General features: G+C 45.1%; 23 protein-coding genes. 13 read left to right on the plus strand and 10 right to left on the minus strand.

Annotated elements, in window-relative coordinates; genetic code table 11:
• Window positions 1-73: 73 nt before the first annotated feature.
• Together BS614_RS05400 and BS614_RS05405 are read right to left on the minus strand one after the other, a co-directional pair.
• Window positions 74-1,684: an AraC family transcriptional regulator gene (locus BS614_RS05400; protein WP_074093162.1), complete on the minus strand. Its 1,611-nt coding sequence runs from the start codon at window positions 1,682-1,684 to the stop codon at window positions 74-76.
• 215 nt (window positions 1,685-1,899) lie between these two features.
• Window positions 1,900-2,331, minus strand: coding sequence for a GAF domain-containing protein (locus BS614_RS05405; RefSeq protein WP_074093163.1), 432 nt, complete (start codon window positions 2,329-2,331; stop codon window positions 1,900-1,902).
• Window positions 2,332-2,704: 373 nt separating this feature from the next.
• Between BS614_RS05405 and BS614_RS05410 the strand changes: the two genes are divergently transcribed.
• Window positions 2,705-3,481, plus strand: a complete 777-nt coding sequence (locus BS614_RS05410) for a Crp/Fnr family transcriptional regulator (protein ID WP_083677610.1) — start codon at window positions 2,705-2,707, stop codon at window positions 3,479-3,481.
• Between the two features lie 163 nt (window positions 3,482-3,644).
• On the opposite strand, the gene BS614_RS05415 is transcribed toward BS614_RS05410, so the two are convergent.
• The 3 genes from BS614_RS05415 to BS614_RS05420 all read right to left on the minus strand — a co-directional run bounded on the left by BS614_RS05415 (window position 3,645) and on the right by BS614_RS05420 (window position 4,929).
• Complete coding sequence (locus tag BS614_RS05415; protein ID WP_074093164.1) at window positions 3,645-4,202, minus strand: GNAT family N-acetyltransferase; 558 nt, start codon at window positions 4,200-4,202, stop codon at window positions 3,645-3,647.
• Between the two features lie 124 nt (window positions 4,203-4,326).
• On the minus strand, window positions 4,327-4,482 hold the full coding sequence (locus tag BS614_RS31765) for a hypothetical protein (RefSeq protein WP_017691064.1): 156 nt from the start codon (window positions 4,480-4,482) through the stop codon (window positions 4,327-4,329).
• A gap of 153 nt (window positions 4,483-4,635) precedes the next feature.
• On the minus strand, window positions 4,636-4,929 hold the full coding sequence (locus BS614_RS05420; RefSeq protein WP_074093165.1) for a hypothetical protein: 294 nt from the start codon (window positions 4,927-4,929) through the stop codon (window positions 4,636-4,638).
• 224 nt (window positions 4,930-5,153) lie between these two features.
• Between BS614_RS05420 and BS614_RS05425 the strand changes: the two genes are divergently transcribed.
• The 4 genes from BS614_RS05425 to BS614_RS05440 all read left to right on the plus strand — a co-directional run bounded on the left by BS614_RS05425 (window position 5,154) and on the right by BS614_RS05440 (window position 11,196).
• Entirely contained in the window at window positions 5,154-6,668 is a 1,515-nt protein-coding gene (locus BS614_RS05425; protein ID WP_244898325.1) for a DUF6359 domain-containing protein, read from the plus strand.
• Window positions 6,669-6,876: 208 nt separating this feature from the next.
• A complete protein-coding gene (cdaS, locus tag BS614_RS05430) occupies window positions 6,877-7,506 on the plus strand; it encodes a sporulation-specific diadenylate cyclase CdaS (protein WP_047840418.1) in 630 nt (209 codons plus the stop codon).
• 287 nt (window positions 7,507-7,793) lie between these two features.
• Entirely contained in the window at window positions 7,794-8,900 is a 1,107-nt protein-coding gene (locus tag BS614_RS05435) for a Glu/Leu/Phe/Val family dehydrogenase (RefSeq protein WP_074093168.1), read from the plus strand.
• A gap of 229 nt (window positions 8,901-9,129) precedes the next feature.
• Complete coding sequence (locus tag BS614_RS05440; RefSeq protein WP_084174407.1) at window positions 9,130-11,196, plus strand: methyl-accepting chemotaxis protein; 2,067 nt, start codon at window positions 9,130-9,132, stop codon at window positions 11,194-11,196.
• Window positions 11,197-11,346: 150 nt separating this feature from the next.
• Here the strand turns inward: BS614_RS05440 and BS614_RS05445 are convergent, their stop codons facing one another.
• A complete protein-coding gene (locus tag BS614_RS05445) occupies window positions 11,347-12,210 on the minus strand; it encodes a LysR family transcriptional regulator (protein WP_074093169.1) in 864 nt (287 codons plus the stop codon).
• Window positions 12,211-12,375: 165 nt separating this feature from the next.
• Here BS614_RS05445 and BS614_RS05450 point away from each other — a divergent pair, with 165 nt between their 5' ends.
• Window positions 12,376-13,428 (plus strand): alkene reductase, encoded by a 1,053-nt coding sequence (locus tag BS614_RS05450; protein ID WP_244898274.1) that lies wholly within the window; start codon window positions 12,376-12,378, stop codon window positions 13,426-13,428.
• A gap of 41 nt (window positions 13,429-13,469) precedes the next feature.
• On the opposite strand, the gene BS614_RS05455 is transcribed toward BS614_RS05450, so the two are convergent.
• Together BS614_RS05455 and BS614_RS05460 are read right to left on the minus strand one after the other, a co-directional pair.
• Window positions 13,470-14,753, minus strand: coding sequence for an MFS transporter (locus BS614_RS05455; RefSeq protein ID WP_074093171.1), 1,284 nt, complete (start codon window positions 14,751-14,753; stop codon window positions 13,470-13,472).
• A 66-nt stretch (window positions 14,754-14,819) separates the two neighbouring features.
• On the minus strand, window positions 14,820-16,061 hold the full coding sequence (locus BS614_RS05460) for an ATP-grasp domain-containing protein (RefSeq protein ID WP_074093172.1): 1,242 nt from the start codon (window positions 16,059-16,061) through the stop codon (window positions 14,820-14,822).
• Between the two features lie 217 nt (window positions 16,062-16,278).
• Between BS614_RS05460 and BS614_RS05465 the strand changes: the two genes are divergently transcribed.
• Together BS614_RS05465 and BS614_RS05470 are read left to right on the plus strand one after the other, a co-directional pair.
• Window positions 16,279-16,842 (plus strand): type 2 periplasmic-binding domain-containing protein, encoded by a 564-nt coding sequence (locus BS614_RS05465; RefSeq protein WP_074093173.1) that lies wholly within the window; start codon window positions 16,279-16,281, stop codon window positions 16,840-16,842.
• Window positions 16,839-17,249 (plus strand): DUF2000 family protein, encoded by a 411-nt coding sequence (locus tag BS614_RS05470; protein ID WP_074093174.1) that lies wholly within the window; start codon window positions 16,839-16,841, stop codon window positions 17,247-17,249. The genes BS614_RS05465 and BS614_RS05470 overlap by 4 nt, the downstream gene beginning before the upstream one ends.
• A 111-nt stretch (window positions 17,250-17,360) precedes the next feature.
• Here the strand turns inward: BS614_RS05470 and BS614_RS05475 are convergent, their stop codons facing one another.
• Window positions 17,361-18,575, minus strand: a complete 1,215-nt coding sequence (locus BS614_RS05475) for an MFS transporter (RefSeq protein WP_074093175.1) — start codon at window positions 18,573-18,575, stop codon at window positions 17,361-17,363.
• 281 nt (window positions 18,576-18,856) lie between these two features.
• Between BS614_RS05475 and BS614_RS05480 the strand changes: the two genes are divergently transcribed.
• On the plus strand, window positions 18,857-19,435 hold the full coding sequence (locus BS614_RS05480; protein ID WP_074093176.1) for a TetR/AcrR family transcriptional regulator: 579 nt from the start codon (window positions 18,857-18,859) through the stop codon (window positions 19,433-19,435).
• Between the two features lie 100 nt (window positions 19,436-19,535).
• Here the strand turns inward: BS614_RS05480 and BS614_RS05485 are convergent, their stop codons facing one another.
• A complete protein-coding gene (locus BS614_RS05485; RefSeq protein ID WP_074093177.1) occupies window positions 19,536-20,660 on the minus strand; it encodes an LLM class flavin-dependent oxidoreductase in 1,125 nt (374 codons plus the stop codon).
• A gap of 264 nt (window positions 20,661-20,924) precedes the next feature.
• Here BS614_RS05485 and BS614_RS05490 point away from each other — a divergent pair, with 264 nt between their 5' ends.
• From BS614_RS05490 to BS614_RS05505, 4 genes are all read left to right on the plus strand, one after another.
• Window positions 20,925-22,319, plus strand: coding sequence for a helix-turn-helix domain-containing protein (locus tag BS614_RS05490; protein WP_074093178.1), 1,395 nt, complete (start codon window positions 20,925-20,927; stop codon window positions 22,317-22,319).
• Between the two features lie 251 nt (window positions 22,320-22,570).
• Window positions 22,571-23,941: a helix-turn-helix domain-containing protein gene (locus BS614_RS05495; protein ID WP_074093179.1), complete on the plus strand. Its 1,371-nt coding sequence runs from the start codon at window positions 22,571-22,573 to the stop codon at window positions 23,939-23,941.
• A 29-nt stretch (window positions 23,942-23,970) separates the two neighbouring features.
• Window positions 23,971-24,882, plus strand: coding sequence for a helix-turn-helix domain-containing protein (locus tag BS614_RS05500; protein WP_074093180.1), 912 nt, complete (start codon window positions 23,971-23,973; stop codon window positions 24,880-24,882).
• A complete protein-coding gene (locus tag BS614_RS05505) occupies window positions 24,849-25,325 on the plus strand; it encodes a hypothetical protein (protein ID WP_167544378.1) in 477 nt (158 codons plus the stop codon). Before BS614_RS05500 ends, BS614_RS05505 begins: the two co-directional genes overlap by 34 nt.
• Window positions 25,326-25,331: the final 6 nt, after the last annotated feature.

Genomic DNA, 25,331 nt, shown 5'->3' on the forward strand with positions numbered 1-25,331 from the left:
CTCCTTAATATCGTAGCTTTTGGATACAAGTATCGTCCATCTCAAAATGTGACCTCTTGAGCATGGACAATGGTTACCTGTTCTTTTCGCCATTCTCCCGAATCAGGATATCTACCATAAGCTGAAGTTGCTTTTCCAGAGCCAGCGCATCATTACACCAGAATTGTTCCAACTTGAGAGGATATATCCGGCTATTTCCGTTATTCATAATCTTGTCCCAGTGTGGTCGTTCCCTGAGTTTAACTTCTGCATCATGATAGAGACCGCCTTCATGTGAGGAAAGCACGAGAAACATATGGTTTGCTGCATATTCCGTCAATTGATCTTCCTGAATGAACTGATGATTATTAGGTTCCAGAATGTCACGCAGAATACTGGGAGGAGGTGTAAGATTGAGTCCATAATAGACGTTGTATGCCGCTCTGGCGGTTACATTCCAGATACAGATCGTGCCATCTTCCCAGAGTTCATATAACCCAACGGTTTCATCAGGCTGGATTGCTGCCCCAAGCCGTTCAGCTTCACTGCTGACCAGTGCGGTGTAATGCCTTATCCAGTCTTCGGCAGCCTGCTCTCGACCTATGATTCGTCCGATAAGTTGAACGGTCTCCAATCGATTTAACTTGTCCCATGGCAGGACCATAACCGGAGCAATCTGTTCCAGTTGTTCGAGCTTATGGGGCAAATAGTATAGATAATCTGGCGCGATGATCAGATCAGGTGGTTCAGTTCGGAGGATTTCTTCCACACCATATTGATCCAAATCTAGTACATCATGCAACTCGTCTTGGATCAGCGGTGACATAGCCCAGGGTAGGAATGAGGCGGCAATGGGTTGAACGCCTAAGGCTAAAAGATCTCCTGTGTACTGTACGGTAGCAATTCGTCTTGCGCTGGGCTGTAGTCGGTATTCACTTGGACTAATCCCAGTAAACTGCTTAAATTTTCGACTTAAGTATAAACCGTCGGAGTATCCCACAAGCAGCGCAATTTCATTTAAGGTGGCCTGCGTGGACAACAGGTATTGCTTTGTCTTGTCCATACGAACTCGGGTCAAGTGAGCCTGGAAGCTGCGTCCAACCTGTTTTTGAAAGAACCTGGAGAAGTAGCTCGCATTAAACCCAGTTAATCTGGCGAGTTCTTCACGGGTGAGATGACTGTCATAGTGATGATTCATGTAGCGAAGTGCTTCACGAATTATACTGTCTACCATTTCTGTAGAAGGTTTAATCGCCAGCTTGAATAATTCAAGCAATTCACTCAGCAGATAATGGGACCTGGCTTCTTCGGTCTGGACACTTCCTGTCCTTTTTTCGGAAAGATCCTGGATGATTGCCAGCATTCGCAGAACCTGTGGACTTGCTCCGGTCTTCGAACCATGTGAGGGCAAGTTCACTGTTGTTAGCTCATAAACACGTTTGTCAGGACTCTCTTCCGTTAATGCATAATCCTGAAAACCGATATGATACAGGGTGAAGGCAGAAGGTGGGATATGTATCAGCTCCAGGGAGCATTGGGGATGTAGAAAAAGTAACTGTCCTTTATGTAAAACACCGTGCTCATTACCATATCTATAGTCCACCGTCGCTGTGCAGGTAACCAATGAAGGCGTTTTCATGGAAATGGTACTGTTGTGCTGTGTGGATTCCCATGGAATAACACTGGCAGTTGTCAGTACAAACATATCTGTAGCCTCCTTAGCTGTATATACTATCTATGAATATACGAATGTATGGACTCGATTATATCAATCTGTGTGAGTGACGTCGATGTATACAGATGAGCGAAGACAGGTGAACAGACTAAGGCTTGCTCCGCTGTAAATAACTATAATAAAAAAAGCCTTGATACTCCCCTAAGGAAATAACAAGACTTCTTCCATATTAAAGACAGATGTTGTTATCCAAACACCTTTGGCTGAAGATGTAGAGCGACTTGCTCCGTCTGCCGGATCATGTCCGGTGAGAAGGTGCAAGGCAATCTGCTGCCAACAAGTAGCACGGCACCAGGCACGCTTCCTTCCTGGAACACAGGTACTGCTATGGCACTTACCAGGCGCTCAGCAAGCATTAACGGGCAACGACCGGGTGTATGCTCCCCGGTGGATTGTGCATCAGATCGAGCTGTGCGTCCAGTCCGAAGGGCTGTGCCTACCAGATCTTGTCCGGGGCGCATTTCCATGCGTTTCACCCGTTCATTACTAGCCCCAGAGGTATACTTCCAGCGTAGCATCGTCCCGTTCAGACAGGCAAGTCCACAGAAGTCGCTGGATGTGTTCAGGCGCAGGCCATCGATCATCTCCTGAATGCCAGATGGCAGTTCATCATGCATGAGAGGACACTTCCTTTTTCGAAATTATAACGTACGTAACCTGTAATTATTATCATTAACCTTTTAGGATCATCTTAAAGTAAGGGTATTACAATATTAATTCTATTGTAGACCCTTTCTCTTACGATGTAATTCAGGGAAAACCCCTATTTCCGTTCTATAATCTACTGAACTTGGGCAGTCGAGGACTCCTGAGTCAGGTGCACCAAGGGATTGAAGAAATGCGAAGGATGAGGCATATCGGTGAAATGTGACTTTTCTCACAGCAAACTCAGGGAGTTTCTCGTTAATGATCAGGTAATCCCCCGATAACCCTCGCGCTACTTTCGCGGTATGATGGATACATAAGGAATCACCGAGGGGGACGAAGGTTATGGGTACAGTATTTGTAGAAAGAACAACCCAAAGAGCAGAGCAGAAACAAACGGAGGCGGACAAAATGACACGAGAAACAGGCGGAATCCTTTCGTTCGTTACATCTGAGCAATGGGGCCTGATTGAAGCAAAAATGCAGCCCAAACGGGTGAAGTCGGGGTATAGTCTCTTTCTCGAAGGCGATGAAGCCGGATATCTGTACTACATTCGTTCGGGACGAGTGAAAATGACCAAGTCGACGGAGGATGGCAAGGAAATTATTTTATCCATTCAGCAAAGCGGCGATCTCATCGGTGAATTCGGCGGCATCGGAGGATTGAATCATAGCTACAGTGCAGAGATGGCGGAAAAAGGGGAACTGGCCATTATCTCGCTTAGCGATCTGGAAAGTATACTCAGCAAACATGGCGACCTTGCCTTGAAATTCTTGCAATGGATGGCACTGTCGCAGCGGATCACCCAGTCGAGATTCCGTGATTTGCTGCTCTATGGCAAGGCGGGTGCGCTCGCTTCGACACTGATCCGTGCCAGCAATTCGTATGGCAGGGTTACACCGGATGGTATTGTGCTGGACATGAAGCTGAACCATACCGATCTTGCCGAGATGATTGGAGCTACCCGGGAGAGCGTAACGCGGATGCTGGGGGCATGGAAGGAACAAGGTACGCTGGATATGATGGACGGCAAACTGATGATTCGTGACCTGGCAGCCCTGCGCTGTATGTGTGGATGTCCGACATTCCCAAGCTGCCCGGTAGAGCTGTGCCGGTTGTAACATAGCTTGTTCCGGTGTTCCTAATTGAGGGAAGCACAACGGTTGCATTCCCGAGGAACAAATTCGATTTGGATTCCAAATGAGGCTTCAAGGCTTCACCTCCATTGGCGATTGGGGTCGTTACGGAGTAAAAGAAAAAAAGCTGGCGTCCCATATATGGGAGTCAGCTTTTTGTGTTTCTTTGAAATTGTTCACCTGCATATTCCGTTGCAAGAATCGAATAGATCACAGAGTCATGAAAGGAACCTTTGTAGAACCAGTGCTCACGTAATAGCCCTTCTCGCTGCATGCCAATCTTCTTCATGACATTCTCCGAAGCTGTGTTGTGCGGACGACATTTGGCGTAAATTCGGTGAATTCCGAGTTCGTTGAAACCGAAACCCAGTAAAGCGCGGGCTGCTTCGGCGGCATAACCTTTCCCTTGGTAAGCGGGGTTAAGGACATAACCGATCTCTGCATTGGTTTTCTCCATCACGTGAATACCTACTCCGCCAAGGAGAGTTCCATCACTTTTCAAGCATATCGCCAGTTCAAAGCTCTCTCGTGGTTGTGTCTGCTGCATGTCCAACACAAACTGCACGTATGCTCGTGTATCTTCTTCGGTATTCGGCCCCCACGCTGTATGCTGTGTAACTTCCGGCACTGAAGTATAGGCATGAATCCTCTCCCAATCGGTCTCCCGAATCTCCCGGATGATCAGTCTGTCAGTCTCCAGTTGCATCGTTGTTCACTCCTTCACGTTTGAGTAACTTTACTGTACATTGTACAACAAAAATAGCCCATAACAGATTCAACGAATGAATCGATCATGAGCCATAATGTAGATCTATGATGTATGTGGAATGCTATTGTGGTTGTTTACATTGAACTGCGGGATAAGTATAAGCCAGCTTACGGATAATTTCCTTTTGCCATCTCGTATCACCTAGATTGGTCGCCAGGTTCAGAAGATCCAAATAATCGTCAAGCTGCAGATCAGCCTTTTGCAGAGTTGTATTCATTCGATGTTCGTTCCCCTTTATCTATAAAATCGTAAAATCATATGCAGTAGAAAGTTACAAAGAGACAAGTTCAAGAATGATAATCATTATCACATTTATATATTCATTATGCAATGAACGCTGGCAAAATGCAATCCCAAGTCCGCATCGAATTTAACTTTTTTCTGAAAATAGGCTCATCCACAGCACATAGGGAATGTATACACCGAGATATGCAGACGGATACAGGAACCATCCATTCAGCAGGAAATGGTGAATCTCGGTAGTGAATGTGGTCATATGAGCATTCGTCGCATACACATCACCAGCGATGACGGTTGCCGCACTGTAGAAACAGAGTAGCGCAAGAATATGGAACACTCGGGTAACCATTCGGGAACGAAGAGCAACATAAGCCATAATCAGCGGAACAATCAACAAGAGTATCAAAAATACCAATTTCATCATCGTTTTACTCCTTCGGTAAATGGAATTCTAATGATAATCAGTATGGGCCAATAGACTCAACTTCTAAACTTTTTCATAAACTTTACAAAAAGAAAGAGGAATTCAGCATATGAACAATTAAATTAAAGGAGGATAACCCATTATCAGGTAATTATGAGGAGGAGAAAGGGAATATGAAAAAGGCGTTATGGCAGCACTGGATCGGGGCATTCCTGGTCTTTATCATGATGGCAACCGCACTGCTGGGGCCGGGTTCGCAAAGTCCGGTACAAGCTGCAGCACCACTTACGGTATCTCAGGCCATCGCTGCCCAGAGCGGTGGAGGAACAGCGACGGTTGAAGGAATCATTGTTGGACATGCTACCGGGTCACTTACAGCCAAGTTTACATCTCCGTATGCCAATGATTTTAATGTTCTGATTGCCGATTCAGCGTCAGAGCGGACCAACGCCAGATTATTGGATGTGCAGATTCCCTCATCTTTCCGATCGCAATATGGATTGGCGTCCAACCCCAGTCTTGTAGGCAAAAAGATCATCGTAACCGGAACCCTTGGTGCTTACAACAGCTATGCAGGAGTCAAAAACCCAACGTCCATCGCGCTTTCCTCCGGAACAACCAATCCTGATCCAGAACCGAACCCGGGCACAACACTGCCGGATGGTACCGGCAAGAAAGTATTGTTCGATAATACCCACGCCCAGACAGCAGGTGCTGCCGACTGGATTATTGACGGGGCATTTTCAGATTTTGCCAATGGTTTGCGAAACGCAGGCTTTGCCGTGGATCAGCTGGAACGCAGCATCCCGTATACATTCGGTGAGCAAGCCATCACCTATAATAAATTGAAAGATTACGACGTCTTTGTCATCGGCGAAGCCAACGTGCCGTTCAAGGCGACTGAGCAGGCTGCGCTGGTGCAGTACGTGCAGAACGGAGGAAGTGTTTTCTTCATCTCCGACCACTATAACGCGGACCGCAACAAAAACCGCTGGGATTCTTCCGAAGTATTCAACGGTTATCGCCGCGGTGCCTTCCTGAATCCGGCCAAAGGCATGTCTTCGGCTGAAGCCGAATCACCAGCGATGCAGAGTGTGACGAGTTCAGATTGGCTCGCGACGAACTTTGGTGTCCGTTTCCGCTACAATGCCCTTGGAGATGTAAATGCATCGGATATCGTTGCACCTGCACAATCCTTTGGCATTACGGCTGGTGTTAATTCTGTAGCCATGCATGCGGGATCGACCATTGCGATTATAGACCCGAACAAAGCCAAAGGCTTGGTGTATGTACCAAGTGGTGTATCCAAGTGGGGCAATGCCGTGGACCAGGGCGTATACAATGGTGGTGGACGAGCTGAAGGAGCCTATGCTGCCATTGCAAAGGTTGGTGCGGGCAAAGCCGCATTTATCGGTGACTCTTCACCTGTGGAAGACGCGACTCCGAAATATTTGCGTGAAGAGACCGGTGCCACCAAGAAGACCTATGATGGATTCAAAGAAGTGGATGATGCCACTTTCCTTGTGAATACCGTGAAATGGCTTGCGGTCAAAGAGAGCTATACCAGTCTGGCACAAGTGCCAGGACTGACATTGGATACGGCAACAAGCCTGCTTCCTATCGAAGCTCCGGCTGCATCAACCGAGCCGCAACTTGAGCCATGGGCTGCACCCGCGGCAGGGTACAAATGGTATGACCCAACTACATTTAAAGCAGGTTCATACGGAAAAGCACAATAAGGGAAGTAGACAAACATCAAATTATTATGCGAATAGGGTCTGACCGTGGAGTTTTGCGGACAGGCTCTTTTTTGCTTGTTATATCAGTTACAATGAAGCCCATGATTAGCTCCTACAGCCCCGCCATTGCATAAATATGTGCTCCAGAGGGGAAGGTATGGGTACTAATGATGCGGCGTGAAGCCCAACCCAACCAAGGAGGCGGCGAATGATGACTCAGCAAGCAGACTGTGACAGTTCCTCGATGAGGCAGAAGCTCAAGGCAGACCTCCATCGTGTAGCAGAACGTATGAATCTGACGTTATCCCGATTTGACAATGACAGTGCCTGTCTGCTGGGGCAATTTGCAGAGATTCGAGCGGAGATCAAGCAGATCGAGGTGCTCGCCTCTTCGTTTTATCTGGATTGTTATCTGTCACCTTTTACCGAGAAGTTTGCCGAATTAACATCGAGCGTACAGCATCTATCGGACCGGAGATATGGGGCGTTGATTGTGATAGAACGGGAGATTCCGTTGGAGTCGATCATTCACTCAGGCGTGACTGTGGATGCACGAGTGACACATGCGTTGCTGGAATCCCTGTTTATTCCCGGTGCACCTCTGCATGATGGGGCTGTTCTGATTCGTGGTAATCAGATTGTATCCGCTGGTAATGTGCTGCCGTTGTCGCAAGCGGAAGTGCATGAACGAAAAATAGGCACTCGTCATCGGGCAGCACTGGGACTCAGTGAATTGACGGATGCGGTTGTGTTGGTTGTCTCCGAGGAGACGGGGCAGGCTTCATTTGCTGTGGATGGCGATTTGCATCCAATCAATGTGGTTGAAACGCTCCCTTAAATGTGAACGATCAAGTGGCCTACTTGGAGCGATTAAGTTGATGCTGTTGAGAGAATTGTACCTTTCTCCTGTAAGGGAGAGAGGTTTTTCTATGGATAGACGATAAAATTATAATCTGAAATTCGACAGCTTTGCTCCCGCCATATGAGAAACATCGATCGATGCTTCTCTGACATTGCGATGTGATTTTGCACAAACTGGGTATTCATGGGTACAATAGAGGATGGTCAATGAATAGAGAACAATGCGATTGGATCGCAAAAATGGTTGGAGGAGACGGTTAGCACATGAGTTGGTTTGAAGCAATGGAGCATCACGATTATGAGGAACTGGTTCTGTGCCAGGATCGAAATTCAGGGTTAAAAGCAATTATCGCCATACACGACACAACACTCGGCCCTGCGCTGGGAGGCACGCGGATGTGGACTTACGCTTCAGAAGAAGCCGCCATTGAAGATGCCCTGCGCCTTGCCCGTGGTATGACATATAAGAATGCGGTATCCGGCCTGAATCTGGGCGGTGGCAAAACCGTTATCATCGGAGATCCGCGGCGCGACAAAAACGAAGCGATGTTTCGGGCGTTTGGACGATATATTCAAGGGTTGAACGGACGCTATATCACGGCCGAAGATGTGGGAACAACGGAAGAGGACATGAACCTGATCTATCAGGAAACCGATTATGTGACAGGCATCTCGGCGAGCTATGGTTCATCCGGTAATCCGTCACCTGCAACGGCTTGGGGTGTATATCGGGGGATCAAGGCAGCAGCCAAAGAAGCATTTGGTACCGATCTGCTGGAGGGTAAAACGATAGCGGTCCAAGGTGTCGGCAATGTGGCGATGCATCTGTGCAAATATCTGTATGAGGAAGGTGCACATCTGATCGTTACGGATATCCATAAGGACTCGGTGAAACAGGCTGTGGACCGCTTCGGCGCGACAGCAGTTGATCCCGCAGACATCACTAGTGTGGAGTGCGATATCTATGCACCATGTGCACTGGGCGGCACGATTAATGACGATACGCTTAAGACACTTAAAGCGAAGGTTGTAGCGGGCTGTGCCAATAATCAGTTGCTGGAGACCCGTCATGGGGATCAGCTGTATGATATGGGCATCGTATATGCGCCTGACTATGTTATCAATGCAGGTGGCGTCATTAACATTGCGGATGAGTTGAACGGTTATAATGCGGATCGGGCGTGGAGCAAGATCGGAGAGATCTATTCCAATCTGGAGAAAATATTTGAAAGCTCACGTACCGAGGGCATCGCTACCTATGTTGCCGCAGATCGTCTGGCTGAGCGACGGATCGAACAGATGAAGAATACGCGCAGTACATTCCTGCAGAATGGTCACCATGCACTGAGTTCCCGTAGATTGCGCAAGTAAACGTAATTGAATCATTACCAAATCTGTAATTGGTCTGTTAGATAACGGCAACATCCATTCCAAAGATGGATAGTGTCGATCTAACAGGCCATTTTTTTATGTTGCTATCAGAAAAAAAGAAAACAGTGGCAATATCTCCCTAAATGATCAATTCTACTATAGATTTTTCCGATAATGTATGTACATCGTTCAGATGCATATGGTTCAGGGAAGTGGGGAGAAGTGGGAAATGGGGAAAAGAAAAGGGTTAGGGCATAGGATCAAAAATATGTCGCTTAAAATCAAATTGCCTTTCATGATCAGTGTATTGGTTGTTTTGGTTCTGTTAGGTGCAACGACCACAAGTTATATGATTTCATCTGATGTTGTGGTCAAGAAAAGCAAGGATGAAATGAATGTGATGGCTGACCGCCTTGGGGAAGGGCTTTGGACAGCTATGCAGCTTCAACAACAATTGAGTCATGCCATATCGGTGCATAATACCTTCAAGGAACTCTTGGAGTTGCGTGATACCAATGAAATGCCAGATGAGACCTTTTTTACACATGAGAATCCATATTTCAACAGAGCAAATACGATTCTCACTGACAGTATATCCGATACGGAAGGCTCCAAGCCGGACCTGTTCGTATTTGACAAGGAAGGAACCATGGTGGCGGGGACCATGCCAGAAGTCATTGGTCAGTCACGGGGAGATCGGGAATATTTTAAGGAATCCATACTGGGGAAATCCTTCATCAGTGACGCGGTCGTCTCTAAGACTAGCAAGAAGCTCATTATTGTATTCTCGGAGCCTATCACCGATGAACAGGGGAATATACTAGGTGTGTTCGCCATGTCGGTGGACAGCAGCTTTTTCCTGGGGCAACTGGGAGACATTAAAATCAATGCCGAAGGCAGAGTTGAAGTGCTGAGCCGGAGCGGCATCATCATGTATGATTCACTGGACCCTTCCATTGTGGGACAAACGCTGGAAGCGGACAAGGAAGCGATGGGAATCATCGAGGCCAGAGCCACTGACAAAGTGAAAATCACTTCGATGGATCGAGATAACATCTATTATCGCGTTAATCAGATTCCCGGGGCAGATCTATCTGTGGTCATCATTGACGATTATGACGATATCAAGCGCCCAATAGAGGATATCCAACGTCAGATGGTTATCGTGACCTTGATCGGAGTTGCTCTGGCTATTGGTGTGGGACTGCTGATTTCTCGTAGTATTACAAGACCTATCATTCGTCTGATCGGACTGTTCCAACAGCTTGCTCAAGGCAATCTGACCGTTAAGGCCAATGGCAGATATAACAGTGAATTCAAAGATCTGGCGGAGAGCTTTAATGGTATGGTGGAGCAGAACAGGAATCTCATTACCGATATGAATAATTCAATCCATGTCCTTCAAGCCAGCACTCAGGAATTGGAGGAGACATCCAGACAGACGGCAAGATCCATTGATGAGACATCGGCGACGTCCATGGGGATTGCAAAAGCCATGGAGGCCCAATCGGAAGATACCGAGCAGATTGCAGGCAAATTCAACAGCTTTGGCGATAAAGTAGCTGCCATGAACAGCAGTGCACAGGATGTGAAGGCAAGAGCGGATGAGATCGAATCTGTATTCCACAACGGGAATGAAGTCGTGAATGAACTGATGCGTATCAACGAGGTGAACGAACGGGAAGTGGAGAAGATCTCGGAGATTACCGTCAAACTTCAAACGAGTTCGGGCAGTATTAGTCAGATCACGGAAGCCATCAGCCAGATTGCGAAGCAGACCAATCTGCTTGCATTGAATGCTTCAATTGAAGCATCACGGGCTGGGGAGCATGGCAGAGGATTTGCAGTTGTAGCCGAGGAGATCCGCAATCTGGCAGAGCAGAGTTCCCGCCAATCCAAGGAAATCTCCAGCATTACCGAGCAGAATCTGGCCGATGTCGCCGAGAACAACCAAAGTGTTGCCGAAATTCATACCATCTCGTCCAGACAGGATGAGCTTGTCTTGCAGACTCGTCAGGCATTTGATGTGATTCTGGAGAAGGTAACGGTCATTAATCAACAGATCGCTACGATGGCAGGACAGATGCAGGAGATGTTACAGAATAAGGATGATGTACTGGAGTCAGCCCATAGTTTGTCGGCTTCAGGAGAGCAGGTATCTGCTTCGGTTGAAGAGGTAACAGCAACCATGATGGAGCAATCTTCAACAGTACAGCAGTTGGCCAACATGGTGGATACGATCGATCAATTGACGCAAAAGCTGGCCGAATCGGCTGCGCGATTCAAGGTGGAGTAAGGTGTTAATTGAATAGGTATAAAGAGAAGACAAAAGGCACTCTGTATGAGTGCCTTTTGCTTTGTTTTTTATGGTCTCGATTAATGTGCTCTAGTCCATTTAGTAATCAAGAAGATCAGCGGTTGAAAGAGGGGTACTGAGTTACCTATATCAAAACGTGATGCACTTCTGGTTCAGCAGCTTCATGAATTGATCCAACGTACTACTGACATACCGATCCTCACCGCGGACAAAGGTTGTCGTGGTATGAGTATAGCGATCTGCGAGATCAAATACGGAGAAATCATCCGGTTTCTTGTGAATAACGCTGCACGGCATAATGGTAAATGCGATTCCTGACTCCACACAGCTGAGCAGGTTTTCCATCGTACTCACTTCGATGATATTACGTGCGGACAACCCTTCTTCCTGCAAAAATTCTTCGGTCATTTCACGATAAGGACAGCCCTCGGGGAAAACAACCCATGATACTTGGCACAGACTTTCGGGTGGTGTATCCATCCGCTTGGAGATGATATGAACAGTGTCCTGCATCTCATATTCCACCTTCAAACCTTCTTTCACACAAGCCCCGCTGATAAAAGCACCATCAATCTCATCGTCCTGTATTTTCTTACGCAGTACTTTGGGTGAAGTGGCGTTGACGAGTGAGATGGACACCTTCGGGTAGGTTATCTGATATTCATTCAGGATCTCCATAAAACGGCTGGATGCCGCCGTTTCTACAATGCCGATTTTCAGCGTGCCGGAAGGCTCACCGGGATCGGTCATATCCTGCTTCAGATCGTACAAAAGGTTGTGAATCTGTGTGGCGTACTGGACGAACTGTTCTCCTTTGGAGGTCAGTACAACACCTTTGGGAAATCGGTTGAACAACTGGATTTGATATTCCTGCTCCAGTTTTTTGATACGTGTAGTGACATTGGATTGTGCGTAATTCAGTTCTTTGGCAGCCTGTGAGATTTTGCCTGAACGTGCCACCGCGAGAACAATATCGATATCGGAAAGTTCCATGCTGTCCCCTCCTGAACGTTGATTAACTTCAATTAATTCGGCAAATGGTGATGTTAGGTATCTCTCTGAGAGATACAACTATATATTTCAATCATTTTACGATATATCGGAGCCGCCGTACAATATCCTTAATGACAAAGAGAGTAGGGATATGACATGGATAACATGAATACACATTCAACACTATTAAGCCCGGTAACGATTCATCAGTGGCAATTAAGGAACCGAATTGTGATGGCACCGTTGACCCGGGGATTTGCTGATGATCGGGAGGGGACCGTGACGGATGAGATGGTGGCGTATTATGAGCAGCGTGCGCGTGATGGCGTGGGACTGATCATTACCGAGGGCATTAACCCGAATCTGGCAGGCAAAGGCACCTACGGCATCCCCGGTTTATATACAGATGAACAGACGACTTCTTGGAAAAGGGTAACGGATGCTGTTCACAGACATGGCGGCACCATTATTGCTCAACTGTGGCATGTCGGCAGGTTGTCCCACTCCGATCTGATCGGAACCACTCCAGTGGCACCTTCCAGCCTTGCGGCAGAGGGAAGAGTGCATAAGCTGCATAAGCCGTATCAGGTTCCCCAAGCGATGAGTACACAGGATATAGCGGATACGATTCAGCATTTTCAGACTGCTGCCCGCAATGCGGTTCTTGCGGGGTTCGACGGGATCGAGCTGCATGCTGCGCATGGGTATCTAATCGACCAGTTTATCAATGAGAAGACCAACCACAGAACAGATGAATACGGAGGAGACACTGCGGGCAGATTGCGGTTCTTGCGAGATATTATTGTGGCTGTGAAAAAAGAGATCAGTGTAGATCGCATATCGGTACGATTTTCCGAGAAAAAGGATGATGATGCATCCTATGCATGGGCAGACAAAGCTGGAATGATCGATGCATACCTGAACTTGTTCCGCGAGACGGGAATTACGATCTTGCATCCCTCAACAGATCATTATGCGAAAGCATGGGAAGGGGAGCAGTCTTTTCACGAGCGGATTCGTAGTCGGTGGGATGGAATCATCATTGGTGTGGGGGATTTGGATGTTCAAACCGCGGAGCACGCGATTGGTGAGGGAAGCATAGATCTGGCAGCGTTCGGCAGACCGTTTATCGCCAATCCAGATCTGGTACAGAGACTGCATGCGGGTCAGCAATTGGTCGAGTATGATGCTGCTACGCATCAGCCCGTGTTGGTGTGAAAATAAAGTGAAAAAAAGGGCAGAATAGGCTGCCCTGAGGTTCAGATACTTTTGGAGTGATCCAGCGGTTTCATTTCGTTTTTTCTTGTTGAGCTTTTTTCGATATACCAGAGAATAATCATAGACAACGCATAGAACAGACTGACAGCCAGAATAATGATCCATACACTTTCCATGTCCATGCTTTTGATGAAAATGCCTGTCAAATATGGGCTAAGTGTATAACCCAGGCAACCTACGAATAACAGCAAGCCATTAAACCGGCCCTGATGTGTATCGGGTACACGCGAAGCAATATACAGATTGATGTTGGTCTGCACGAGAATCTCTCCAATGGTCCACAGCACCGTGGATAAGGCGACGATGGAAAAATGGGGGAAGGTTCCCAGCAGGTTCAAGGCTCCAAATCCGATTCCATAGAAGAGTGCGCCTGTGGCTATGGAGTTTAGGGCAGTTAATTTGCGTGTAGCGGACAGGATCACGGTGGTAAGAATAATGACGCTAATGGCATTGATGGTCATGACAGAGCCGTAATATGCTGCTCCGTTCTCGCCAAATGAGTGATTCATCTGGAGTGGGAGGCTGAATGAGTATTGCATATAGATAAAATAGTTAAGAAATGACACAACGATGAAAAAGGCAACAAGTGGATTTTTCAGCAGTAGTCTGAATAACGGCGAAGGTGGTTGGCTCGATCGTTGTTGTTCTTGTTGTCCAGCATGTTCGCTGTTTGTTGATGCCAATTCCTTGCGTGTGCCGATCTTAACTTGGTTGATGATGATAAAGGTAGATATCAGAAACACGGTACCGATACTTATAAAGACAATGTTGACGTGATCCTTGATAAAAAAACCGGCGACCAGTGGTCCGATGGCTATACCCAGATTGGCCCCCAGATACATGAGGGAAAAGGCGGACTTTCGCTCTTTCTCCTCCGTACACAGTTGAATAATCAGTGCATTATAAGCAGGCCGGGTAATGCTGATGAAAAACATGACTGCAATCAGAAGGTAACCAACGGTAAGGGTGCCTGACCAAAAAGAGCAGCTTATAATCATGATGGCAGACAACAGTTGTCCGATGACAATAATTGTTTTTTTGCCCATAAGATCGCTTAAATAGCCGCCAAGAAGTACACCGGGTCCGCTAATCAGGGCTGCCATGGACACAAAGATCCCTGCACTGACCACATTCATGCCCATCTGTAACGTAAGCACCAAGGTAATCAGGGAGAATACAAAATCTCCCGTGCTGTTAATCGTTCTGGCTAAACAGAGATAATAGATATCGCGGCTCAGACCCGCGTACGTTTTGAATAACGACAATAATTCCAGCCCTCCCCAAGATAACCGTCACTCCAGACCAAAAACAGTGAGGATGATCCGTACATCTTACACAGTTTCAGCAACCGTCACTTCAATCTTGAAACGATCGTACATATCCAGCAGGGTTTGACGCAATTCCTCGAACGAATCACCCTCCACGATAGCATAGCCTGATCGGGTCATGGTATCGTTGACGTCCCCCGCCCGCTGCCCCACTTGATAGGATACATTAAACTCAACGATGCCAGGGATATCGGCATAATCCTCTATCCCGGATATGTGTTGAATTACCCCTGCGCGTGAAGGGAAGCAGATCATGCCTGTGAATTTATGGCGCGTCTCCTGTTGCTTAAATTCATATATTCCAACTTCCAGATCAGTGACGGCTTCGAAGAAATCAACGCCATGGGTGTTCTTGATACAAGGAGGCATGACATGCGATCCCCCGATTCTTGCACCAATTTCTCCAAACACCACTTCTCCTTCCGGAGTCAGAAAAAGTTCGGCATGTGTTACGGATTGATTGATACCCAGGGCAGCAATGACCCGTTCATTAAGTTCTTTGATGTGATGGATAAAATCAGCTTCCGTGCCTTCAGGGAACGTAATACTGGCTGGAGGTTTCTGCTTCGTCGCAATATCCAGGCAGTTATACAGGTATTGGGATACGGATGCAAATACAACCTTGCCCTTGGACACAATGGAATCACAATGAAACTCCGTACCGTGAATGAATTCCTCCAGCAAATCCCTTTGCTGTGCTTGTCTTGTATGGTGCAGATAATGTACCAGTTCATCCATGCTGGACAATTTGAACGTATTGATACTTCCATATCCGCTGAGTGGCTTCACAATAATCGGGAAGCCGTGTACAGCAGTGAAACGAATATAGTCCTGTTCATGTAGAGCAATGGCAATTTCGGATGTCCGAATTCCGCGTTGATGCAGCATTTGTTTCATGATCCATTTGTTGCGAACAGCCTCAGCCTGATTGCGCTGCATACCGGGGATCCCGAACTCGGAACGGAGCTGACCACCGATCTCAATCGCATTCTCACCCGGCGTTAACAGAGCAGAGATGGAATGGGATTCTCGGATCTGCATCATATGCTCCCGGATGGCATCTACGGACTCCAGATGATCGACATATCTAATTTCATCAAAGAAGTCCCTGAGGACCTCATCATGATGCAAATTATGCCGTTCAATAATCAGAATTTTCTTGTGATCCGCCAATTTCTGCAAAGGTTTAATGAAGTTTAATCCAGTTGGAAGCCTGAAATCAGATATGTATACAATGGTTTTCATACGTTCTCGTAAATCCCCTTTCAACAAAATACTAAAAATAGTAAAAATTCATTTCATAACATTATAGCTCAATATTTTCCATTTTGAATACACCATTTAGTTAAAAATATGAACTAAAATACATATTTATGTTGCGTTAAAGTGTTAATTGACAATAGGAATTTTTTAGTATACGATCTTTAGCGGATTAGAAATAAAAAGGAGGAAATAGAAATAAATGGAGATCGTTAAAGAGAAATATGCCATACTGGGAACGCTGGGAGACGATGAAGGATTCCTGACTTGCAGCATGCATATCGCGAAAAAACTAGGCAACTCGGAACGTATCAAGCCATACCCTGAATTTGAAGCGGCTGCGGAAGACTTGAGATCAGGGATCATATCCTGCTTACTGGTCCCCGGGGCGTATCCCAAGCTCAACAGCTTCATCATGGATTCTGAACTAGCGGTGTCTGAGAGCTTTGTGGAGAAAATTCCTGCGCTGGTTCTATCCGGCTTCCATGCGGTATGTCCCGATCAGATCGATATTATCTATCATCATCCAGCAACCACATACTTGTTATCTGAACTTGATACAACCTATAGAGAGAACAGCACCGTATCGTCCAACCCTGAAGCTTGCAGGAAGGTCATGCACAACACGGAGAATTCCATTGCGCTCACGAATCAGCTATGCGCTGATCATTACGGGCTTGTGACCTACAAAGTATTGCGTGAGGGAATCAATATGCCATGGGTATGTTTTACACAAAATACACAGAGGGTGAATACAGTCATATGAAAAGAATTGCTATTATACTGGATAAAAATCTGGAACCTGGCGCCGCCGCCAATGTGGCTGCCCTGTTAATGGGACAAGCAGCCCTGAATGAGCCGGGGTTATATTCTGATCAACCTGTGTTGGATCATAGCGGCGTTCAGCATGCGGGCATCCGATATAGCACTGTCATTCTGAAGGCCGGGGAGAATCAACTGATCAATCTGGCCAGACTCTGCTCAGATGACAGCGGGGAACTGAGCCATGTTGTTTTTTCACAGACAGGCCAATCGCTCAACAATGCCTTTGAACAATATGCAGTTGAAATTGCTTCGATGGAATTGGAAGCTACCAAAGTGGTAGGTGTCATTGTATGGGGCGAGGATGATCAAGTTAGGGTAGCAACCAAAAAATTCAGTGTCATGAAATAAGGGAAAAGGGCAGAAGCGGATCTTAGGGATCACTCTGCCCTTCTTTATATATGAAAGAATTGTTATAGAGGTTGTTCTCGGTACTGAAAACCGACCTTTTTGAACACGCACTTATAGATGATTGCTGACAACGGCAGCTTTCTTTTCCGTAAAGTAATACACCAAAGCGAGCAGCGGCATGATCATGCCAATCAGCGTTGTGAGATTCCAGCCTCCGTTAGCATAAGACCAGCTTCCAAGGGATGAACCGATCGCACCGCCAACAAAAAAGATCGACATGAATATACCATTCACGCGCCCTCTCGCTTCATTTCCTAGCGAATAGATGATGCGTTGACCCAGCACCAGATTTCCCGAGACAGCCATATCCAATGTGATCGCCACGATCACAAGCAGGATCAATGCAAACGTGGAGTGGCTATGGAACACATAAGCAAGACCGAACGAAGCAACAGCGATCACCATGGCAGCACCCGTCAGAATACGTGTTAGTCCGCGATCAGCCAATCTTCCGGCAATAGGAGCGGCAATAGCACCTCCGACACCAGCCAGTGCGAACCAGGCAATACCTTGCTGTGACATGTCAAAATCGTTAGCGAGCCTGAGCGGAACCGTAGTCCAGAACAAGCTGAAAGCACCAAACAGACTGGCCTGATAGAACGCCCGGCGGCGCAGCAGCGGCATCGTTCTGAACAGTGTGCCCAAGGAAACGATTAATTGCCCGTATTTCAAGGTGGGTTCAGGCTGGCGAGCAGGAAGAGCACGTGATAGGAGCAGCATTAGAAGTGTTATGACAATGGCGGAGAATACAAAGACCGTCTGCCATCCGAAGAGGCTGGTGATAAAGCTTGCGACAGGACGAGCCAGCATGATACCAAGCAACAGACCACTCATTACATTGCCAACAACCCGTCCGCGTTGTTCCTCGGAAGTAAGATATGTCGCATAGGGCACCAGAATCTGAGCGACGACAGAACCTATCCCAATGAACAGAGAGGCAGTCAGAAATACAACAGCAGTGGGCGAGAAAGCCGCAGCAATGAGGGCAACGACCAGTACGATGAGGAAAAGAACGACCAGGCGTCGATTCTCGGTAATGTCACTGAGCGGCACGATAAACAGCAAACCAATGACATAACCAATCTGAGTCAATGTTACGATCAATCCGGCAGCGGCAGAAGACAGCCCCGTTGTCATGCTGATTGGACCGATAACGGTCTGAGCATAATACAGATTTGCCACGATCAATCCACAAGCTGATGCCAGCAAAAAAATAATCCAGGTGGGTACAGGTGCCTTCTTCACTTGTTGTCTCATATCCATCATAATCATCCTCCACAGTTCTAAATTGGTATTCCCAATACACAGGTGATATTTAAAAATGTTAATTACTAAACGGTGTGTACACTAATTACAAATATATAATAAACTAAACGTATAGTATTGTAAATAGGCTCTACATATTTTAATGAGAAAGTTAATGAGGATGAAAAGGTGAGCGTAGGATGGAATTGTGTGTACTCATGGCAGTTTAGTATAATGAACGTATCGTTTTTATGAAAAATACTGATGATTAAATATATTTTATACATCCAGGAGGGCTCAAGATGACTGCCAAAAGAGGACGTCCGCGTAACATGGAAACCCAGAATGCCATTCTTACAGCATCGTATGCGTTGTTGTTGGAGCACGGATTCGGGGCGGTTACAATCGAGAAGATTGCTGAACGTGCACAGGTGAGCAAAGCCACTATCTACAAATGGTGGCCGAATAAAGGCGCTGTCATCATGGACGGATATATGTCTGCTGCAACGGCAAGATTGCCAGTGCCGGATACAGGCTCGGTATTGGAGGATATACGCATACATGCGAGTAATCTGGTTCGTTTTTTGACCAGTCGGGAAGGAAAAGTGATTACACAGATTATAGGGGAAGGGCAGTCGGATGCAGGGCTTGCCGAAGAATATCGTACAAGGTACATCCAACCGCGTCGGCGTGAAGCTCGGGGGATTCTGGAGAAGGGTGTGGAGCGCGGCGAATTAAAGAGTGGGACGGACATTGGATTATACATTGATCTGATCTATGGGCCGGTGTTCTATCGTATGTTAGTGACGGGGGAAGCGATGGATGATGCGTTTGTAGATCTGATGCTCCGTTCATTGTTGGAAGGCATTCAGTCCAAGTAGATATAGGGATAGTCACGATAGAAGTGGGAGGAAGAGGGAAGAGGGCGATTCGTAGGAATCACCCTGGAAGGAGCACATGTATATTGTACGAGGTAGATTGTTAGACCTGGAATATAGGTGAGATGGCTGTGGGCCATGAATCTGTAACATTAGAGGAAAGGAAGGATGAGTGCTGGGTTAACACCGGGGGTTCATTCCATACCGAACTGGGCAGTTCGCGGCGTAATACAGGGGCAACTTCCTTGGCAAAACGCTCCACTTGCTCCAGTTGCTCGCTATGCGTCAGTCCATCTACGCTGATACTCAGCACCTGATGTCCGTAAGCGGCATGATAGTCCAGAATTTTCTCAATGACCTGCTCCGAACTGCCAATTAACGCAGGACCTCGTGCAATGTTATCCTCCAGATCGGTGAAGGGTGACTGGTTATGCTGTGCGGCCGCAGTGGCATGGAACGCTTCATAATATGGCTTATAACGACGGATGGCTTCTTCGCCCGTATCCGCAAGATAGAGACTGCCGGCACCAGAGCCAATCACTGCTTGCTGCGGATCATGACCATAATAATCGAGGCGCTCCCGATAATGATCAATTAACGCTTTGTATTTGGCTTGCGGATGAAAAGAGTTCGACGTAAAGAGAGGCTCGCCATATTTGGCAGCGAGTTCGGTCGAGACCGTGCTGGACGCGCTACCATGCCAGATCGGGATGGACTGCTGAAGCGGCCTGGGCCACGTGGTCACTCCCTCAAGCGGAGGGCGATACGTTCCCTGCCACGTTACATTCTCTTCAGACCACAGCCGTCTTAGCAGATGGTAGCGTTCATCGAGTGAGTCCCATTGTTCCTCTTCGCTTATGCCAAACAGCGGATAGTGCCGAGGGTCATTGCCTTTCCCGATGATCATCTCCAGCCGTCCGCCCGATAATTGATCCAACGTGGCATAATCCTCGGCAACCCGGACTGGATCAAGTATACTAAGAACAGTGACGGTGGTTAGTAACCGAATGCGTGTGGTTGCTGCGGCTATTGCGGTTAATACGACAGGTGGCGAGGAAGATAGAAAAGGCGCACCGTGTCGTTCACCGATTCCATAGGCATCGAAACCCAGTCGTTCAGCCAGCTTTGCCTGCTCTATTATATTGTGGAATTTCTGCTGAGTCGTCAGAGCTTCCCCGGTTACGGCATTAGGCAGATTCATCATGAGACTAAACAAGGCAAATTTCATCTGACCTTCTCCTCGAACTGAATTGATAATTCCTGTGTCGTATAATCCTATTGAAATAGTAGGATATGTAAGTTGGATTAAATGTATCACGTTCTCACGGATTCTTCTAATGGATTTTTTCTATAAGCAGGAACAGCGAGGCCTCCTTGCATAAATGTGAAGGGAATTGCCACGATTTTTATTGACCGCTGTAAAATTTAGGATTAAAATTGTGCTTATCATATAAATTCAAAATTATGGATTTTCATTGTGGAGGTGGGATACATGGAACCTACAACTACGATACGCTCATATATTGAGGACTACATCAGGAAACAGGGGTACACCCTGCAGTATTTTGCCGATATATCGGGAGTTAACGCTGGAACGCTTAGCGCAATTATTAAGGGGACTCGGCCCATCGCTATGGCGCAACTGGATCTGATTACCCAAGGCATGAAGCTGGAAGAGGGGTATTTCTACGAGATTTATGGGGCTGAATGTTTCGTGGAATCGGCACCTCATTGGAGGAGACTGGAACCATTCCTGCAACGTTGTGCTGAATTGGACAAGCTGGAATGTATTCATAAGGTTATCCAGGAAGTGACGGATGATCGCTCGTATATCTCGGAGTTGTTTGAGATGGCGGAAGGCATGCTTGAACGTGGACAGACGAAGGCTGCACGGATGTTGTACGAATGTGTGGCGGAGTGTGAGAAATATCAACACTCGGAACGTCTGGCTCTGTGCCAGTATCGCATCTTCACGTTATCTCTCGGTCAGAATCAACATGATAACCTGCGGGCCGCTGTGCATTTTGAGCCATATATTAATCGGCTGGATGAGGAACGGCAACTGGATGCGATTAAGGATTTGGCGAATACGTACTCCGCACTTCGCTATTGGGACAAGTTGTTCGCGCTTGCAGATGAATTGGGACATAAAGCGGAAATTATTCAATCGTATACTAAGAAAAAAGTTATTAAAGAAAATAGGATTACAGCGTACCCTTTATTTGTATACAGAGCTTATTCGAATTTGCTTAAAAGCAGTGCATGTGAGTGGAGAGAGATGTATAACGATGCACTGGAATATACAAATAATTATGCTTCTTTGGTTAAGATACCCAATCCTGATGATGAAGAAATGATATATATCAATATGTTCAACAGATGGGCAGAGGTTAATACTCAATTGTATAAACTGATGATGGGAAAGACAGAGGTTCTCCCGGAATATATAGCTTGGATTGAGCAGAATGAAGAGGAGACACTTACTGGTCTTGTTAAAATTATAGAAGCAGCAAATAAGTACGACTTGGATATAGATTATGTTATTTCTAAATTTGATATTTCCATTAATTCTATGTTGAATGATAGAACTTTATCAGAAGGATACAATGAACAAATGAAAAACAATCTGTACTCAAAACTCTTATTTGAGTTGGCAATGTATTATTTTAAAAGAGAACGATACATGGAAGGAATACACAAGCTTGTCACCTGTTTGAGTTCAGCCATCAAGATTAATAATTCTAATGACATAATACAATGTGTTGCTCTCTTTGAAAGGTATAGGTCTTTTGCATCTAAAGAAATAGAAGGTATCTATTATAATCTAATGGAGGAGGCTTATAGTTATTATGAAATCAAAAAAAATCATAGCTATACTTTTGTTTAGTGCTATTATTGTTAGTTTTCCCACTATACTAATTAATGTACAAGATCAAATCTATAGTCTGCTAGCACATGGTGATGGAATGTTGTAAGATATAAAAACTTAAACTACACTAATTAATAGCGGTTTATTTCCGAATGCGGAAGTAAGCCTTTTTGTGTTTTTATAGATTGACCGATGTAAAATACAGGATTAAAATAACATTTATTATATGTAATTGAATTATAAGTGATTTATGTGACGGAGGTGAGATCGTGGAATCGGTACCTACAATAAGAGTACATATTGAGAAATTCATGAGAGAACAAAATCTCAAGTTGCAGCATTTTTCCGACATTACAGGAATTAATGTTGGGACTTTAAGTGCCATTCTTAAAGGTAGCAGACCGATGTCTATGAACCAACTGAATCAGATCACTTCTGTTATGGGATTAGAGAAAGGGTATTTTTATGAGAGTTATGGGGTTGAATCCTTCATAGAATCTTCGCCCCACTGGAGACGTTTGGAGCCATATCTATATGAGTGTGCTGAGCTTTGTAAGCTGGATTGTATACAACAAGTCATCACTCATGTAACGGACGATCGATCATATATAGAAGAATTATTTGATGTAGCTGAAAGCTTTTTTGCTAGAGGATTAAAAGAAGTAGCTCTTATTTTGTATGAATGTGTGGCAGACAGTGAAAAATATCAACACTCCGAGCGGTTGGCCTTATGCCAGTACCGTATTTTTCTGCTTCATAAAACACTGAATAAATTCAATAACTTAAATGCCGCAGTAAAATTTGAACCTTTTATCGAAAAATTGAATGAGGAAGTACAACTGGATGCGATTAAAGATTTAGCTAATTTGTATGGCGCGATAAATCTATGGGATAAGGTTTTTGAACTGGCTAATGAATTGATTCAAAGAACTGAATTCCAAGTTCAACTTCAATCTATGAGACGGAACAGAAAACCAAGAATAGCCTCTTATCCTCTATTTACTTATAAAGCTTATGCTAATCTGCTCATGGCAAATGTATCTGAAGAACGTAAGCAATATATGAAAGCTTTGGAGTACACAGATGTTTATGAGGATATTATGGATGGGATTAAAAATCCAACAGAGGAAGAGCAAGAATTGATAGATCGATTCAAGGGCTGGGCTGAGGGCAATCGATATTTGTACAAAATACTATCAGGTGACTTCGAAGGCTTAAACCGTTATTTGAATTACCTAGATGTTAATCTTGCCGAAATTTTAACAGCACTCGCCTATATTATACAGGCGGCAAATCAGTACTCTTTTAATATTGACCATGCATTAAATAGATTCCAAAATCACATTGATCAAATTAAAGCGGAAAGACATGTAAAAGGAATATATAACGAACAGGCATCAAATTTTAGATATATACGCTTATTCTACGAACTAGCAAAATACAGATTGAAACAGAATCAAATTGAACAGGGAATAGAACATCTAATTACTAGCTTGGAACGTTCATCTTCATGTAATGAAGATCTAATGTGTATCAAATGCATTGATTTGTACGGAAAATACAGAAATTCCGCTAGTAAGATCCAGGAAGAACAGTATACAAAACTAATAGATAAGTTAAGTGTACCAACTTTTCGATAGTAAAACATCTGGGGAGGACGATGAAGACAATGTCCGATATACGTTCCTATATTGAAAGTCACTTGAAGAATAAGGGATATAAACTACAGCAAGTTTCAGAAATGGCTGACATTAATGTGGGTACGTTAAGTGCTATCATCAGAGGAACCAGACTTATGTCAATGAATCAACTAGACCAAATCACATCAGCAATGGGTTTGGAACAGGGGTACTTTTATGAAATGTATGGAGTTGAATGTTTTATTGAATCTGCGCCCCATTGGAGGCGATTAGAACCGTATTTATTTCGTTGTGCTGAACTTGGTAAGCTAGATATTATACAACAAGTCATTACTCATGTAACAGATGATCAATCCTATATTGATGAGTTATTTAATGTGGCAGAGAGTCTCTATAATAAAAGCACCAATGAATCTGCACTCATTATATATGAATGTGTGGCCGGTAGTGAGAAGTATCAACACTCGGAGCGGTTGGCCCTTTGCCAGTACCGCATTTTCTTGCTTCATAAAACACTGAGTAAATTTGACAATCTCAATGCAGCAGTAAAGTTCGAACCTTATATTGATAAATTAAATGAAGAAGTGCAATTGGATGCAATTAAAGACTTGGCTAACGTGTATATGACGATACATTTGTGGGACAAGGTCGACACATGGGCACGGGAACTGGAACGGAAAGCAGAATTCCAATTAAAAATTCAATCTCGTAGGCGAAAAAATAAAAGAAGGCTAACAGCCTATCCTCTTTTTACATATGTAGCCTATGCACACTTATTAATAGCAAGCGTTTATGATGCCCGTAAGGAATATGAAAATGTCCTAAAGTATACAGAAAAATACTTGGAAATAGTTGAGCTTGGGAATCCTACACAAGAGGATCAACAAATAATAGATTTGTTCCGAGTATGGGGGAAGGGAATCAATATGCCTCCCAATTAATGCTTGGTCAAGAAAATGTAATCGATTCTTATTTGGATTATATCGAAAACAACCCGTCAGAAATATTAGCTGGATTCGTTAATATTTTGCAAGCAGCTAATCAGTATTCTTTTAACATTGACTTTGCTTTAGATAGATTTAAGAACCAGATCAAATTGTTTAATACAGACATGCACTTTAAAGGTGGTTATAACGATCAAATGTTAAACCACGGGTATCAAGATTTTTACTATGAATTGGGATATTATCAAATAAAACAACGTAATTACTTACTTGGGATTGATGCCTTACTCATGTGTTTAGAACTCTCTTCTTCAAGTAAAGATGACCTGATGTGTATTAAATGTTTAGATTTGTACGGGGAGTATAGGAGCGAAGCCAATGAAAAACAGATCAGAAATTACAAAAATGTAGTAGAAAAGTTAAGTTTGCCGACTTTTTGATAATGA

Origin of the sequence: Paenibacillus xylanexedens, assembly GCF_001908275.1 — a bacterium.
Taxonomy (GTDB): Bacteria; Bacillota; Bacilli; order Paenibacillales; family Paenibacillaceae; genus Paenibacillus; species Paenibacillus xylanexedens_A.